This is a genomic window from Paenibacillus sp. NPDC058898 (assembly GCF_049316025.1).
Taxonomy (GTDB): Bacteria; Bacillota; Bacilli; order Paenibacillales; family Paenibacillaceae; genus Paenibacillus_AQ.
This window is the reverse complement of sequence record NZ_JBMOSM010000010.1, coordinates 92247-106581: the sequence shown is the minus strand read 5'-3', so window position 1 is coordinate 106581 and position 14335 is coordinate 92247. Positions and strand designations below refer to the sequence as shown.

At 51.4% G+C, this 14335-nt stretch carries 16 protein-coding genes; 9 read left to right on the top strand and 7 right to left on the bottom strand.

Annotated features, from left to right (window positions below):
- Positions 1-141 precede the first annotated feature (141 nt).
- The 4 genes from ACOZB4_RS24025 to ACOZB4_RS24010 form a co-directional block, all read right to left on the bottom strand.
- Entirely contained in the window at positions 142-1149 is a 1008-nt protein-coding gene (locus ACOZB4_RS24025) for a HAMP domain-containing histidine kinase (RefSeq protein WP_379416718.1), read from the bottom strand.
- Positions 1146-1847 (bottom strand): response regulator transcription factor, encoded by a 702-nt coding sequence (locus ACOZB4_RS24020; protein ID WP_379416720.1) that lies wholly within the window; start codon positions 1845-1847, stop codon positions 1146-1148. The genes ACOZB4_RS24025 and ACOZB4_RS24020 overlap by 4 nt, the downstream gene beginning before the upstream one ends.
- A gap of 325 nt (positions 1848-2172) precedes the next feature.
- Positions 2173-3675 carry a sensor histidine kinase gene (locus ACOZB4_RS24015; RefSeq protein ID WP_379416722.1) on the bottom strand — a complete coding sequence of 501 codons (1503 nt, stop codon included), beginning with the start codon at positions 3673-3675 and terminating at the stop codon, positions 2173-2175.
- Entirely contained in the window at positions 3672-4358 is a 687-nt protein-coding gene (locus ACOZB4_RS24010) for a response regulator transcription factor (protein WP_379416725.1), read from the bottom strand. The genes ACOZB4_RS24015 and ACOZB4_RS24010 overlap by 4 nt, the downstream gene beginning before the upstream one ends.
- A 238-nt stretch (positions 4359-4596) precedes the next feature.
- On the opposite strand from ACOZB4_RS24010, the gene ACOZB4_RS24005 reads away from it, so the two are divergent.
- The 4 genes from ACOZB4_RS24005 to ACOZB4_RS23990 all read left to right on the top strand — a co-directional run bounded on the left by ACOZB4_RS24005 (position 4597) and on the right by ACOZB4_RS23990 (position 7748).
- Positions 4597-5361, top strand: coding sequence for a pirin family protein (locus tag ACOZB4_RS24005; protein ID WP_076325930.1), 765 nt, complete (start codon positions 4597-4599; stop codon positions 5359-5361).
- 414 nt (positions 5362-5775) lie between these two features.
- On the top strand, positions 5776-6582 hold the full coding sequence (locus tag ACOZB4_RS24000) for a C40 family peptidase (RefSeq protein ID WP_379416743.1): 807 nt from the start codon (positions 5776-5778) through the stop codon (positions 6580-6582).
- Between the two features lie 188 nt (positions 6583-6770).
- The gene (locus tag ACOZB4_RS23995; protein WP_076326037.1) at positions 6771-6968 is read left to right on the top strand and encodes a YwbE family protein; all 198 of its coding nucleotides are present in this window, start codon (positions 6771-6773) and stop codon (positions 6966-6968) included.
- 207 nt (positions 6969-7175) lie between these two features.
- Complete coding sequence (locus ACOZB4_RS23990) at positions 7176-7748, top strand: hypothetical protein (protein ID WP_422759667.1); 573 nt, start codon at positions 7176-7178, stop codon at positions 7746-7748.
- 83 nt (positions 7749-7831) lie between these two features.
- Here ACOZB4_RS23990 and ACOZB4_RS23985 read toward each other — a convergent pair whose 3' ends face one another.
- On the bottom strand, positions 7832-8194 hold the full coding sequence (locus tag ACOZB4_RS23985) for an AMP-dependent synthetase and ligase (protein WP_098741910.1): 363 nt from the start codon (positions 8192-8194) through the stop codon (positions 7832-7834).
- Positions 8195-8269: 75 nt separating this feature from the next.
- The gene (locus ACOZB4_RS23980) at positions 8270-8755 is read right to left on the bottom strand and encodes a GAF domain-containing protein (RefSeq protein ID WP_379416730.1); all 486 of its coding nucleotides are present in this window, start codon (positions 8753-8755) and stop codon (positions 8270-8272) included.
- Between the two features lie 189 nt (positions 8756-8944).
- Here ACOZB4_RS23980 and ACOZB4_RS23975 point away from each other — a divergent pair, with 189 nt between their 5' ends.
- Entirely contained in the window at positions 8945-9250 is a 306-nt protein-coding gene (locus ACOZB4_RS23975) for a hypothetical protein (RefSeq protein ID WP_071221900.1), read from the top strand.
- A 108-nt stretch (positions 9251-9358) separates the two neighbouring features.
- On the opposite strand, the gene ACOZB4_RS23970 is transcribed toward ACOZB4_RS23975, so the two are convergent.
- On the bottom strand, positions 9359-10381 hold the full coding sequence (locus ACOZB4_RS23970; RefSeq protein ID WP_379416733.1) for an alpha/beta hydrolase: 1023 nt from the start codon (positions 10379-10381) through the stop codon (positions 9359-9361).
- A gap of 225 nt (positions 10382-10606) precedes the next feature.
- On the opposite strand from ACOZB4_RS23970, the gene ACOZB4_RS23965 reads away from it, so the two are divergent.
- The 4 genes from ACOZB4_RS23965 to ACOZB4_RS23950 all read left to right on the top strand — a co-directional run bounded on the left by ACOZB4_RS23965 (position 10607) and on the right by ACOZB4_RS23950 (position 14225).
- Entirely contained in the window at positions 10607-11182 is a 576-nt protein-coding gene (locus ACOZB4_RS23965) for a GNAT family N-acetyltransferase (protein WP_379416735.1), read from the top strand.
- A 1-nt stretch (position 11183) separates the two neighbouring features.
- The gene (locus ACOZB4_RS23960; RefSeq protein ID WP_379416737.1) at positions 11184-11942 is read left to right on the top strand and encodes an energy-coupling factor transporter transmembrane component T family protein; all 759 of its coding nucleotides are present in this window, start codon (positions 11184-11186) and stop codon (positions 11940-11942) included.
- 122 nt (positions 11943-12064) lie between these two features.
- Positions 12065-12655 (top strand): ECF transporter S component, encoded by a 591-nt coding sequence (locus ACOZB4_RS23955; protein ID WP_379416739.1) that lies wholly within the window; start codon positions 12065-12067, stop codon positions 12653-12655.
- Positions 12656-12659: 4 nt separating this feature from the next.
- Positions 12660-14225, top strand: a complete 1566-nt coding sequence (locus tag ACOZB4_RS23950; RefSeq protein WP_422759665.1) for an ABC transporter ATP-binding protein — start codon at positions 12660-12662, stop codon at positions 14223-14225.
- The last annotated feature ends 110 nt before the right edge of the window (positions 14226-14335 follow it).

Below are 14335 nucleotides of genomic sequence, written 5' to 3'. Positions count from 1 at the left end.
TTCGCGTTCATGCCATATTCGTAACTTACAGTTACCTTACAACCTTGTAAGGTTTCTTTAACTGCCGCAAGTTAGATCAGGAACTGCCACTGCTATCGTTTCCGAATGGGCAAAAAGCGCTGCCCTGCCTGCCGTTGAACTTTATTGTGCAATGTGGCCTGAAGAATCCGCAAAAATGATGCGAACCGTCGTTCCTTCATCCACTTTGGATTCGATTTCGAAGGCATGTCCTAGCTTATCGCATATTTGTTTGACAAGAAACAGCCCCATGCCTGTCGATTCCTGGAACCTGCGCCCGTTCTCTCCGGTGAAATAGGGGTCGAACACTCGCGGCAGGTCGCTTTGGGGAATACCGATGCCTTCGTCCCGGATTTCAAGTACAACTTGATTCTCCCGGGTGTAGCCGTTAAAAAAGAGGGTGCCTTGTTCCTTCAGCGTATACCGAACCGCATTGGTCAGCAGCTGTGTCAGCACAAAAGAGAGCCATTTCTCGTCCGTGGCCACCGTTAGTCCGGAATCGATCTGGATGGACGGATAAATTCTCCGCCGGATGAACAGACGCTTTTGCTCGGAAGTGACATTCCGGACGATTCGCTGAAGCGGCAGGTTCTCCACGTGAAAGTCATGCTCGAACGTATCAAGCCTGGCGGTGTACAGCACCAGATCAAGCCCTTTTTTGAGTCGATCCAGCTCGTCGCCGATCGCGGCAAAACGGGGATCATCGTCATCCTGAAGAATCAGGTGAATGACCGAAATCGGCGTTTTCATCTGGTGGGCCCATTGATTGATGAACTGAAGATGGCCCTCAATCTTATGCTTATAGTTATGCAGATCCGTGGTGTAATGCCGGAACTGGGTTTTCAGCAGTTGATGAAGCGCTTCGGCGAGCGGGGTATGGGAGGATTCTGCCGAGGATTCGCCGGTGAGGGATTCTCCCGGGAGCGGCTGTTCTAATCGTTTATAGAATGAACGGTTGGCTATAAATCGGAAGGCCAGATAGCCGAGAAGCAGCAGCAAGCTGATGATGCCTGCGTACAGACTAACCATCAAATTGCGATAGCCATCCAGTCTGTAAATGAGTGTTATTACGAGAAGCTGGGCTATGTAGACAATCATTAAGGGACGTTGTTCTTGCAGAAATAGCCTCATGCTTCGTCCCCCCAGTTCGGTACCAGTCGATAGCCGCGACCGCGCACGGTTTGAAGGCCATCCTCGATCCCAAGGGCAGCAAGTTTCTTGCGGACGCGGGTGATGTATACGTTCAGCGTATTATCGTCCACGAAGGCCTGATCATCCCATATTTTCTCCAGAAGCCGGTCCCTGCTGATGATCTGCTCGGGCTTCTTCATTAACTCGTCCAAAATTTTGGCTTCAGTATGGCTGAGCTCCGTTTGGTTCTGCCCAAGCGACAGGGAGAGGCGTTCAACGTCGAGCGTGAGTCGGGCAACGCTGAGCACGCGCTCATTCTGAGCGACAGCATAAGAGCCGTAGGCACGCCGGAGCTGGCTCTTGATTTTGGCCATGGCAATCTCGTAGTCAAAGGGTTTGGTTATATAATCATCGGCACCGTTCTCCAGCGCCATCACCTGATCCATTTTCCCGTCGCGGGCGGAGATGAAGATGATCGGGCAGGTGGAGAGGCTTCGGAACTGGCGGCACCAGTAATATCCGTCGTATTTTGGCAGATTGATATCCAGAAGCACAAGGTGGGGGTCATACGATTCAAATTGATCGCGTACCGTCTCGAAATCATGAACGGACTGCGTCATGTAACCGAATTTATGAAGATACTCTTTCAGCAGGTTGACCAGCCCGGTATCGTCTTCGACAATAAAGATTTTGAACATATCGATCATAGTCCCTTCATTTTACATTCTTCTAGTACCGAGTGTATTGTACCAAATTGTCAGGATATAAGGAAAAATACGTTACCACACATCTGCTGATAGTATACTTGATAATTCCGATCGAATAACTATGATAAATTCAATCGACCAGTCTACTGGAGATCATGAGCATCCTTCATGATCTCCTTTTTTTGTTGTTATGATCTCATATTATTTAGCAATCAAGGAGGGGGGATCATCGATTGCGTGCAAATGAGGAACTCAAACTGACGGCCGATGTTCTCGTCATTGGTGGTGGTCCCGCCGGAGCTTGGGAAGGGGGATTTCAGGCTAAGGACTGAATGATACCCGGCCACTCGGCACGAAAAACCGTTCCTTGGTTCACCGTGCTGTCCACGCTCATCTGACCGCCATGTGCGGCAATGATGGATTGGGTAATGGATAATCCAAGACCCGCACCACCGTGCTGTCTGGTCCGGGATTCATCGATGCGGTAGAACCGCTCGAACAGATGGGGCAGATGCTCCTCCGGAATCCCCGCTCCATTATCGCTAACCAGCAGTACGGCCTGTTCCTTGGTTTTATTAACCGTAAGGGTAATCCGCCCTATGGCAGAATCGGTATGCTGTACCGCATTATGAAACAGGTTATAGATGACCTGTTTGATCTTATCGGGGTCACACTGGCACAGCACCGGTACCGCTTGAATCGTTACAATCCTGCCTTGGGCAAGCATCCTCAGATGGGGCTCCATCTCAAGCAGCAGCTGATCCAGCCGGGTTGCCTGCAGATGGAGCTCCGGCTTGCGGTCAAGCTTGGCTAACAGAAGCAAATCCTCGACCAATTTCTTCATGCGCTTAGATTCCCCGTGCATGCTGGATAGTGCAGCATGCAGCTGCTCCGGGTTGTCGGCAGCGCCGCGGCCAAGCACCTCCAGAAAGCCGTGAATGGAAGTGAGCGGCGTTCGCAGCTCATGGGAAGCATCGGCAATAAACCTCCGCATCTGCTCTTTGGCTTCGCGTTCCGTTTCAAACGCATCTTCGAGCCTTTCCAGCATGCCGTTAAACGATTCGGCCAAGCGGTCAATCTCCCGTTGACCCTGCACGGCAGGAAAACGCTCCGCCAAGTTCCCGGCGTCTGTGCGTTTTACCGCTTCGACCATTCGGTTCAGGGGGTGGAGCGTTCGGCGCAGCAAAGGCAGGTACAATGCAACCCCTGCAGCCATGGCCAGTAAAGCCAGTACGGCGAAAATCAGCAGCTGCCGCAGCAGAACGGCATGCAGGGGCTGCGTATCCAATCCAAGCTGCAGTACACCCGAGGGGCTGCTCGGATTGCCGTAAGGGCGAAAGACAATGATCTGCTCGGTGCCCTCGGCATTTTCGATTACTTCATACGGAATAGGCAGACGCTTCTGGAATTTCTCCAGGATCGCTGAATAAACCTCAGCTGTCAGCCGTGGTGCGGACAGACCGTTGTCAGCGGCCAGGTCGGTGTAGCCTCCGCCGGCTTCGATCTTGGCAAGCGACATATTCGGCAGAAAAAACATAGGTCTGTCTCCCTGACGGGGATTTTCCGGGAGGGCTTCGTTATTGCGCCCTGCAGGCCGGTTACGCGGCTCCCGATCAGCCTCCCATAGCTCCACGGGGATCGACCGAGCCTGAAGGGAAAGCGCCTCGGCTTGATTGCGGAACAGGGCGTTTTTCATTAACACATATTGCAATGCGCCGATCAGCACAAGCAGAAGAGCCAAGACGATGAGGGATCGTGACAGGAGCTGCGTACGTAGAGACGTAGGCCCGGATGAACGTGTACGGTTTCGCAAACTCATGGCAAATCGACCCGGTAGCCGGCTCCGCGAAGCGTGCGAATGACCCGGTGTTCTTTATCACCGAGCTTCTCGCGCAGGGATCGGATATAAACCTCAACGATGTTATCCTCTCCGCCAAAGTCGTAATCCCACACAATATTCAAAATGTTCGTTTTACTCAAAACGCTGCCGTGTTTGGTCACAAGCAGATTAAGCAGCTTATACTCCGTGGGCGACAGCTCAAGGGCCTCCCCCTGGTATGCAATTTCCTTCTTCCGGTCATCGATGGTGAATGGGCCAAGCCGAATTTCACCCAGCAGGCTCGGGAACTGATTGCGCAGCCTTGCTTGAATTCGGGCAAGCAGCTCTTCGAAACTGAAAGGCTTGGCCATGTAATCATCCGCTCCGATCATGAGGCCCTTCACACGGTCATCAATCTCGTCCTTCGCGGTAAGCATAATGATCGCGACATCCCGCGCCTCCTCTTTCAACCGTCTGCATACAGAAAGTCCGTCCATTCCCGGCATCATCACATCCAGAACGATGATATGCGGCTCGAAGCGGCTTGCTTCCATTATCGCACGTTCCCCATCCGGGGCCGTTCGCACCTCAAACCCTTCATTTTGGAGACCAAGCTCCAGAAACTGCAGGATATGCGGCTCGTCGTCCACTAGCAAAACACGAATACGATGCGTTGATTCCATAGCACAAAACTCCCCTTATCTCATTCCTTCAACTTTATCATACGTGCTCTAGCTGAATGAAGACTGAACGTGAACTGAAAATAAACTGAAAAGTGATTCGCAAATATGCATCCGCAAGAAGGGAATTTAAGGATGTTGATATATATTCTGTTATCGTTGATACTATCTTAAAGCCGAGATAATCAATGGAGCACCTGTTCAAGGTCCATCATGGATGGGTGAAAGGAGGAGACTGGACATGATAGGAAATGTATATCCACCCGAGAATCAGAGCACGGACTCTCTCGATGGAGGAAGGATAACGGAGCAGAAGCCGATCGGTTTCTCCGGAGAAGGGTCTGCCGTGACCCGGGTGGGGCCACTATTCTATTGGTCCTGGTTCCGTTCGCCCGTCGAAGGTTATATTGCGCCTCATCCCCATCAGGGTTTTGAAATCGTGACTTATATGATTCAGGGAAAGGGCGTTCATAAGGATTCGCATGGCACGCACAGTGAGTTGGGGCCTGGAGGCCTGCAATTGATGAGGGCCGGTTCCGGGCTAACACACGAGGAACGTTTGACTGGACCGGATGCAGAAGGATTTCAGATTTGGTTCGAGCCGTATCTTCGCGATTCATTGAAACAGAATCCTGCCTGTCGTCAGTATCGACCGGATTCCTTCCCGGTAACCCGCATACAGGGTGGACTGGTCAAAACGATGATTGGCGGTTCTGCACCAACCGATTTATCCGTAGATGTGAGGATGCTGGATATTCAGATTCTGGCTGGTAATGAAGCTCAGTATGAACTGAAGTCCGGCAGGAGAGCGGCTGTGCTTGCCGTAAGGGGAGCTGGCAGCTTTTGTGCCGAAGAGGAAAGCCTTCAATTTCGACAGCGGGACTTTATGGTAATGGATACAAAGCTGGGCGAGACGCTAAGCCTTAAGGCGCAAGACAATGTCAGGGTTATCCTGATTGACGTACCGGAAAACCCTGGGTATCCGCTCTATTCCAAGAGGCCGTAAGGTCAAATGTTTACAAAATTGTAGTGGAATGAAATTTAGGATGTACGATAAACTAAAGTCTGTCAGATGGGGATACCCGTCTGGACAGGCTTTTTTAGCTGTAGGAAGGATCGCAATATATACTCTCCTGCAACAATAGTAAGAAAAAATACGTATATATGGTAAGTAGAAAGACCCAACAGAGAATTCCGGCGTTTGTTATACCGGGCTGGTTGGGTTATTTTGGCATGTATTATTTCTATAATAATCTATTTATACTAAATTTAAGCATAAAAAGAGACTATAGTCCCCCTCTTTACCAATAGTTGGCATGCGTTTTTGTGAGGATGGTAGCATGCGTCCCGAGACATGGCCTGTCTATAATGATTGCGGGATCACGAAAATGACAATTTCGTCATTCCACAATCTAACGAGATGGGGGAGATCATTATTTTCTCGAAAAAAAGCTTTAAACAATTGATGGCCGGAGCGCTTCTATCAGCAGCGGTTCTTGGTTCTTACGGATATGGGTCTGTGAATGAAGTGGCTGCTGCCAGCGTGCAGTCTGCAACAAACGGCGTGGCAAGCTCGAATGTGTATATGCGCAATAAGGCTTCGACTTCGGGTAAAGTCGTTGACCGCGTGCATAAGGGTGACCGCGTTCAAATTCTGGGTAAGAGCTCAGGCTGGTATAAGATCAAAACTTCGGACGGCAAGCAAGGATATGCTTCGTCTAAATATATTAACCAAAGCAGCGGCTCTTCTAACAATTCCGGCAATTCGGGAAGTACTGCGCCTTCTGCCAGCGCCAGCGTTGAAAAAGTAATCAGTGCAGGCATGAAGTATCTTGGCACGCCGTACGAATTCAGTTCTAACCGGAATTCAACGAAGACCTTTGACTGCTCCGCTTTTGTTCGCCGCGCATTCATGGACGGCGCTAACATTACGCTGCCAAGCGATTCCCGCAAACAAGGGCAATACGTCAAGGATAAAGGAACGGCTGTTTACAACGTCAATCAATTAAAGCGCGGGGATCTTGTATTCTTCATGAGTTACAAAGGTTCATCGGCTTCCGCTTATGCCGGATTGGACAAGTCCAAACAACGGATTACGCATGTAGCGATATACCTGGGAGACAACAAGCTGCTGCATACGTACTCGAAACAATCCGGTGGTGTCCTTGTAGGTAACTTCGGTGATTCCTGGAAAAATCGCTTCATGCATGGCGGAAGCGTCCTGTAGCGCATCATAATTTTTCATTGGGTATGTGCCCGTACTTAGAATGAGATAGAAGGACTGTCCGATTCGAAGATCTGAATGATCTTTAACGGGCAGTCCTTTGTTGTTTGGAATTTGCTTTTCAACCTTGATTTCAGTAAGGTGGACAATAGAGAATGGACAGCATCAAGAAATGGACAGGAGGGACAACGATGAACGGTGGGCAGCGTTCCAATATCAAACCGGGACTTGAGGTTGATATCGTATTGAAGCAGGATCAGCGAACGGGCAAATTAACCCGCGGCGTGGTCAAGGATATTCTGACCAATTCCCCGAACCATCCGCATGGCATAAAAGTACGCCTTCAAGATGGCCAGGTGGGACGGATAAAGAACATTTATGAGTCTTGAAATTCGAAGCAGTTCTGTGGCCGTCAAAAAACTCAGGCTGCCATAAATAGAACAGTTTGACTATAAGTCGATCCAAAACTTCGCAATTCTGAGGAGTTTTGGATACGGCTTTTTTGCAGTTCTGTGCAACATTGCCCTCTGACCATCCGTCTGGAAGTTGAGGTGAAAATGAAGATGAAAAGGTACCTTTATATGGGGTTTATCTTGATGTTGATGCTAACAGGTTGTGTGAAGCAGGAGACGCTAGGGGCGGCTCCATCTGATCCTCCATTGAATATAGCTGCCAGGGGACATTATGCGGAAGTTCCTGACGGGGACTTCGTATATCGCCTCGTTAGCGAGAAGGAGCAGTACGAGCATGGAGATCAGGTTCGAGTATACGCGGAGCTGGAGTATGTCGGCGAGTTGGATGAGGTTACGATCGGCCATGCGGCCTCCGCCTTTTATTTCCCGATGAAAGAGCTCACAAGGGACTACAACATCAGTTATGCCATGAATGAGCCCTATATTACAACCACGCTGAAAAAGGGCGAGCCACTGCGCGAATATTATCAAATCGGCGGTGGTTACGACAGCAGTGACGACAAGAGGTTCAAAGATTTCATCCATTCCCTGCAGAATGGCTTTCCAGCTGGGGATTACGTTGTATACGGATCCGCGGATTTCGTGATGGATTCACAGTCACAAGGCGTGAATAAGGGCGGTTCGAACGGGGAAGAGCCAAAGAGGTATAAGATACAAGCTGAGATCGAATTCAGAGTAAGTGAAGAGAAGAAGTAGATAACAAAGAGAAGAAGTAGATAACGATAGAAGGGGTATCTCGTTAGGTCTTATCGACCTATGAGATACCCCGTTTGACATTCTTATTGGAAGCCTTGGCCTTGATGTGTGTTAGGGAAACCCTGTTGGCCAAATGAAGGCTGAATGTGTTGTGTTTGGTTGTGAGCTTGCACGGAATTCTCGACTTGTCTAACGATTTGGGAGATTTGCTGATACTGCTGCATCGCCTGTTGATGTCCTTGAAGGGCAGACTGGATCATCTGTGCCGCTTGGCGCTCACGTTGAGCGAGCTCTTCCAGGCGGGCTGCATTTTGCTGCTCTTGCTGCATCAGCTGCTGGTACATAGCCGAACCCTGCTGTGTTTGCTGGGTCAACTGCTGAAGAATTTGCTCGCACTGACGAATTTGCTGCGAAATTTGCGAGTTGTTGTTATTCATTTGATACATAGCTTGTATTCCTCCTAAGAATTGTGGTTTCAAATCCTTGATTAGTGTACGGAAGAATACGTAAAAACATCCTGATTATAAAGCGAGCTGACCTTCCAATATATGGACAAACTCCTCCAGAAAAGCTTGATCCTCCTGATCGAAACGGTTCTTTAGCGGACTATCGATATCGAGAACGCCATACAGTGCGCCATCCACCATGATCGGAACAACAATCTCGCTGTTCGAAGCTGCATCACAGGCAATGTGCCCGGGGAATTCATGTACGTCGGCAACTAGCAGTGTCGTCTGTTCAGCCGCAGCCGTGCCGCAAACGCCACGATTCATTGGAATCCGAATGCAAGCGGGCAGTCCTTGGAACGGCCCGAGCACCAGTTCTTTACCATCATAGAGATAGAAGCCGACCCAATTCGTATCGGACAGAAACTGCTTGAGCAGCGCCGAGGCATTGGACAAATTGGCAATGGCATTGGGCTCATCGTGTATAAGTGCTTTTAGCTGGTTCAGGACCTGGGCATATTGCTCGCTCCGGGTGCCTTCGTAGGGTGTGTTTTGAAACATGTGATTATCCGCCCTTCCTTTATTTTCGCGTTGGTTCCATCACCTTAGTATAAGTATATGATATTCGTCAAGAGACAAGCCAAGAGGAAGAAAGCTCTAAGTGAATCCAACTGATTCCTCTTCCAGACGCAAGGGTAATGTATGACATGACCAGGTATCAATTTAATCAGGTGGAGGGAGAGAACCTTAATGCGGGCAGACGTACAGAATTTGTTTATCGGTATTCATATGCTCTATCACGCCCATGAGCGGGACCTTACGATCAGCGAAATGCAGCCCGAGTTGGAGCGCCATGGATATAAGGTTGGCGATAGGGAGGTTAAGCATGAGCTCGAACGTTTGACCGAGGAGAACTTCCTGACGGCGCACGGTGAAGGATACAGCCTCACGGGAGCCGGAATCGAGGAGTTCAAGGAAATCCAGAGCAGGCTTAAGGAGCTTTGCGATGAAGTGCTTAAACCGGTGAATCCCAAGAAGGCAGACTCCATGGCGTAAGTAGATAACAGGAGCATAACATTAGAAGAAGCCCCCGACTCACGCTGGTTTTTATGCGTGCAGGCGGGGGCTTCTTTGAAGGGATAAGAAAGGGTTAGAGCCAGCGGACTATATCGTTTCAAGCGAGCCTTCCAACTCCAGCTGGAAAGGATGGGGTGCAGGTGCAGTTTCTTTTTCCGGCTGCGTTGCTCGTTCAGCTTCCGCCTGCGGTACTCTCACGGGCTGATCAATATGTTCGCGAAGGAAAGAATGCACGCTTTCCCGATATAACTTGGGATCAACATGATAAGCGTTCGCATGGATAGCGCCTTCGATAAGAAGAAGTTTTTTCGGGTCCGGTTTAGCCTCGAACATGTCGATACTCATTCGGGTAGGCACGTAATTATCCTTGGTGCCATGGATAAACATAACCGGCAGCGTGCTGTTCCGAACAGCACGGATCGGACTGACTTGATCAAGGCTGAACCCGGCTTTGCGCCGAATTCTGGCGTTGACCCAAGACAGGAACGGCACCGAAGGGATTTTGTTAATGCGCGTAAGCTGATGCCGCATTAAATCCGTCAAATCGGAATACGGGCAATCGGCGATGACAAGTTTAACCTGCGGCTCGGCAATGGACAAGTATTCAAGCACGGTTCCGCCTCCCAGCGATTGACCATGCAGCCCGATGGCCACATCCTGGCCATACTGCCGAATAAGCCAGCGCACCCACGCTTGCACATCGTGTTTCTCATAGTAGCCGTAGGTGGTATAACGTCCTTCGCTTCGTCCATGCCGGCGTTGATCGATGAGGAGTACATTGTAGCCCTCTTCTGTGAACAAATCGATAAATTGAGTGGATACGGCTCGGGATCCGGTATAACCGTGAGCGAGAAGCATCCAATGCTTGGAGCCGGGATTGTTCTCAATGGCTGCGCCGCACAGCTTCAATCCGTCAAAACTCGTGATAACCACTTCGTTCTTCTGAAGCGACTCATATTGCTTTCTGCTGTATAGTCCGGCTTTTTCGAGAACATTGAACAGCTTGAGATCGTTCTTTACTCTCATCCTTGTAATTTGCAGATATCCGATTTGTGTAATGGCAGCGGCAATGATAACGACGGTGAACAGCAAGACAATCGCGATATACATACTCAGATGATTTTCCTCCTTCTTCCGTACTGTACAAGGGGGGCCGTAACATGCGTATTGACGGAAGCCTCCCGAATCCATCAATATAGATACATCTAGGTTCTGAGATGCAGATGGATGACCAGGACACGGATTAAATATTCGCTATACTCTTTTATACACGCACATAGTATCACCGGAAACAGCCCATACAAGTCAGTTTTTTTGCAAGGAGGTGGGAAAGCCATGTATGTTTGCGAGGGAATCATTCCGGAAATAAATGGCGGGCGAATACGGCTGCGAAGGATGGAGGCGGATGATGCGGAAGCGATGCTGCGCTGTTGGTCCGATCCGAAGACGAGCGCTTTTCTGGATTTGCCTGCCATGCATTCGGCTGAGGATGCAAAGGCATTGATTCATTGGCTGCATCTGCTTGCCGAGCAGGACGAAGCCATCCGATGGGGCATCGAAGTCATCGACACCGGCCAATTGATCGGCAGCTGTGGGTTTAATATTTGGCAGCTGGAGGGCGCATTCAAGGGCGAGTTCGGCTGTGAGCTCACAAGCGCTTATTGGGGGCAGGGCTTCATGTCGGAGGCGGCCGAAATGGTTGCGGCATTTGGGTACACATCCATGGGACTAAACCGGATTGAAGCTTTTGTTGATCCGAGAAATGAACGGGCATGTAGATGGTTTACGGGGATCGGCTATACGCGCGAAGGACTATTGCGGGATTATCGCCATACGCCAAGCGGTTATGTGGATGCCGTCGTTTTTTCGCGATTAAGAAAAGATTGGCCGATAGAGAGGCAGGAGTTGTAATATGCTGATTCAATATGAGAAGGGGAACGCGCTTCTTCATCGATATGATCCATTAAGCAAGCTGGTGATATTATTTTGTACCGCTGTGATAGCCATGCTGCTTCATCAGGCCTGGCAGCAGGCAGTATTCCTCCTGCTATGCATCGGACAAGCCCGATTTGCGGGCCGGGTATCAGGCAAACGGCTGCTGGGTGGGATCCGGCTGATTGCGATGGTTGCCGTGCCCTATTTCATTCTGACCAGCCTGACGGTCACAGGAGAGACGGTATGGCTGCAGTGGGGACCCATCTCCCTGACGGTGGAGGCGTTAAACGCTGCGGGTGCCATGACGCTCCGGATGTTTACCTTGTTTCTAACCTCGATGGCTTATATCTTGACGACAGATCCGAGAGAACTGGTAGCTGAATTAACCCGACGTCTTCGAATCCCTTATCGGTTTGCGTTTGGCATATCTGCTGCGCTAACCTTCATCCCGCTGTTGGAGGAAGAGGGAACTCATATTCTGGCTGCCCAGCAAGTAAGGGGCCATCGACCTCCCAGGGGCCTCGGTAACCGAGTGCGCTACGGCTTGAAGTTTGTATCGGCTGTACTGCTCAATGCACTGCGGCGTGTGCAGCAAACGGCGGGTGCCATGGAGTCCAAAGGTTTTGGCGCGTATCCGGACCGAACGTACCGCACGGAGGTTAACATCCCATCTTGGGCGGTCATATCGGCTGTCATGTATGTACTGGCAACCGTTTTCGTGTGGTGGATTGTCTAAATTGTTAACCAATAATAATAAAAATTAGGTTGACGTTAAGGGCTGAAGCATGCAAAATATGAAATGAAGCATTCGAAAGCGCTAGTACAGCCGCCCATGGCTGGAAATAAGGAGGACTACATTTGAATTCATCATCATCCCCAAAAAAATGGTTTGCTTTTACGACGCAGGAAATTATTCTGATGGCGATGCTCGCTGCCGTCAATGCTGTTCTAACTGTTTACATAGGGCCAGTTAACAAGCTGCTGAACAGTCTTGGCGGACCCATCGCAACCTCGACGACGACGGGCATCTACATGGTATATGGGCTCTTGGCCTATTACATCATTCGTAAACCGGGAACGGCGGTTGTCACGTTTGCGATCGGCGGCACGATACAGGCTCTGACGGGCACGGTATACGGCATCGCTTCGTGTTTTGTGGCCGCAGGCTGCTATATGATCGTGGCAGAGACGATTTTTGCCATCTACCGCCACAAAAAGTGGAGTGCCGGCGTGCTCATGCTGGTTGGCGGCGCGATGGTACCGTTATGGTTCCTATTCGCGGCCAATATGTTCGGATATACGTCCTGGCCGCTTGAAGTGCTTGGCATCGCGCTGGTTGTGCGCATTCTGAGCGGCGTGCTTCTCTGTGGTCTGTTAACCAAAGTGTTAGGAGAGGCGTTAGTGAGGACAGGCCTGCTTCGCCGGTTTGCCGTCGCCGTGAAGGGATAGTTCCATGTCGGGAACAACGGTAACATGCCGGGAACTCGGGTTTATCTATGATGGAGAAGAGCGCCCGGTTATACAGGATCTCCATCTGGAGATCGAGCAGAACGGGTGGGTCGCTATCCTTGGGGCAAGCGGCAGCGGGAAGTCGACGCTTTGCCAGCTGGTGTGCGGCCTTCTTCCGCGGAGCGGCGGAGGCACAAGAACTGGGGAAGTGCTGCTGGATGGCATTGATCCTGCAGCGGCGCCGATTGCCGACGTGGCCGAGGCGGTAGGGGTATTGTTTCAGGATCCGGATGCGCAGCTCGTTCAAGGCATCGTAGAGGACGAGGCGGCCTTCGGTCCTGAAAATATGCGGGTTTCACCCGCGGAGATCGAGGAGCGGGTGGTGCACTCCCTTACGGCGGTCGAGTTGCTGGAGCGCCGGATGGATCCGGTGCGCAGCCTGTCCGGCGGACAGCGGCAGCGGACGGCCATTGCCGCGGTGCTGGCGCTGCGCCCGCGGCTCTTCGTCTTCGACGACGCCTGCGCCAGCCTGGATGCCGCGGCGCAAGCGAACTTCCTGCAGCTGTGCCATAAGCTGCAGGCGGAGGGCCGGACGCTTGTCACCGCGTCCGGCCGCTTTGACGATGTCGCGCGCGCCGCGCAGCGCGTCATCGTCCTGGATGGCGGGACCGTCGTGCTTGACGGTCCGCCGGAGGAGCTGCTGCACCGCTGCGGGGAGCAGCTAGTGCAGTTGGGCTTGCTGCCTCGGCCCGCAGGCGAGGCAGCGGGTGCGTCCGCCGGAGACAATCCTGTCCCGGCGGCGACTCCCCCGCAATTGGCTGCGCGCCATGCGGGCAAGCCGATCGCCGCAGGTGCCATGCCTGCGGCGGTACCCCATGCAGAAGGCGGTAGGGAGTCTGCCGCCTCCCCGCTGCTCGAGGTCGATTCGCTAACATTTGCCTATCCCGGGGGCCGGGAGGCGCTGTATGATATCCATGCGAACATTTACCCCGGCGACTGGGTGCTGTTAACGGGGGAGAACGGCTCTGGCAAAACAACCCTCAGCCGTCTGATCATGGGGCTGCTGCCCGCTCCGGCAGGCAGTATACGCTGGCAAGGGGAAGATACGAAGGGAATGGCCGTCTACCGCAGAGCCGAGATGATCGGTTATGTGTTCCAGCAGCCGGAATATATGTTTACCGCCCCGAATGTATGGGAGGAGCTGATCTACAGTCTTCATGGAGGGCTGCCCATGAAGAAGCGTCCGGAGCTGTCTGCCAGCCAACAGCAACGAGCGAGGTTCCTGTTGGAGAAGGCGGGACTTGCGGATCGGCTTCAGATGTCACCCTACCTGCTCAGTCAGGGTGAGAAGCGCCTTCTGAGCATCATCAGCCAATTGATGCTGGAGAGATCGCTGTACATCCTGGACGAGCCGACCTCCGGGATGGACTATGCCGCCATCGATAAGGTGATCGAGCTGTGTCATTTTGTCATTGGGGAAGGCTCGGCTATATTGATGATCACTCACGATCCAGAACTCATGAAGAAACATGCTACATCGTTCATTCATCTGAAGAGCGGGAAAAAGTGACTGTGCAACCTTCAAGGTAACCTTTATAATAGGAAATATTACATGATATGAAAGCGCTCCTGGTATCGGGAGGCGCTTTTTATGCTGTTGGCCCCGGGCGCACCTTATTT

Excerpts from the sequence above, each read along its gene's own strand:
- ACOZB4_RS23985 (WP_098741910.1), bottom strand. The coding sequence starts at position 8,194 with ATGTATCAAATGAATAACAACAACTCGCAAATTTCGCAGCAAATTCGT.
- ACOZB4_RS23980 (WP_379416730.1), bottom strand. The coding sequence starts at position 8,755 with ATGTTTCAAAACACACCCTACGAAGGCACCCGGAGCGAGCAATATGCC.
- ACOZB4_RS24010 (WP_379416725.1), bottom strand. The coding sequence starts at position 4,358 with ATGGAATCAACGCATCGTATTCGTGTTTTGCTAGTGGACGACGAGCCG.
- ACOZB4_RS24005 (WP_076325930.1), top strand. The coding sequence starts at position 4,597 with ATGATAGGAAATGTATATCCACCCGAGAATCAGAGCACGGACTCTCTC.
- ACOZB4_RS24000 (WP_379416743.1), top strand. The coding sequence starts at position 5,776 with ATGGGGGAGATCATTATTTTCTCGAAAAAAAGCTTTAAACAATTGATG.
- ACOZB4_RS23970 (WP_379416733.1), bottom strand. The coding sequence starts at position 10,381 with ATGTATATCGCGATTGTCTTGCTGTTCACCGTCGTTATCATTGCCGCT.
- ACOZB4_RS24025 (WP_379416718.1), bottom strand. The coding sequence starts at position 1,149 with ATGAGGCTATTTCTGCAAGAACAACGTCCCTTAATGATTGTCTACATA.
- ACOZB4_RS23990 (WP_422759667.1), top strand. The coding sequence starts at position 7,176 with ATGTTGATGCTAACAGGTTGTGTGAAGCAGGAGACGCTAGGGGCGGCT.
- ACOZB4_RS23965 (WP_379416735.1), top strand. The coding sequence starts at position 10,607 with ATGTATGTTTGCGAGGGAATCATTCCGGAAATAAATGGCGGGCGAATA.
- ACOZB4_RS23950 (WP_422759665.1), top strand. The coding sequence starts at position 12,660 with ATGTCGGGAACAACGGTAACATGCCGGGAACTCGGGTTTATCTATGAT.
- ACOZB4_RS23960 (WP_379416737.1), top strand. The coding sequence starts at position 11,184 with ATGCTGATTCAATATGAGAAGGGGAACGCGCTTCTTCATCGATATGAT.
- ACOZB4_RS24020 (WP_379416720.1), bottom strand. The coding sequence starts at position 1,847 with ATGTTCAAAATCTTTATTGTCGAAGACGATACCGGGCTGGTCAACCTG.
- ACOZB4_RS23975 (WP_071221900.1), top strand. The coding sequence starts at position 8,945 with ATGCGGGCAGACGTACAGAATTTGTTTATCGGTATTCATATGCTCTAT.
- ACOZB4_RS24015 (WP_379416722.1), bottom strand. The coding sequence starts at position 3,675 with ATGAGTTTGCGAAACCGTACACGTTCATCCGGGCCTACGTCTCTACGT.
- ACOZB4_RS23995 (WP_076326037.1), top strand. The coding sequence starts at position 6,771 with ATGAACGGTGGGCAGCGTTCCAATATCAAACCGGGACTTGAGGTTGAT.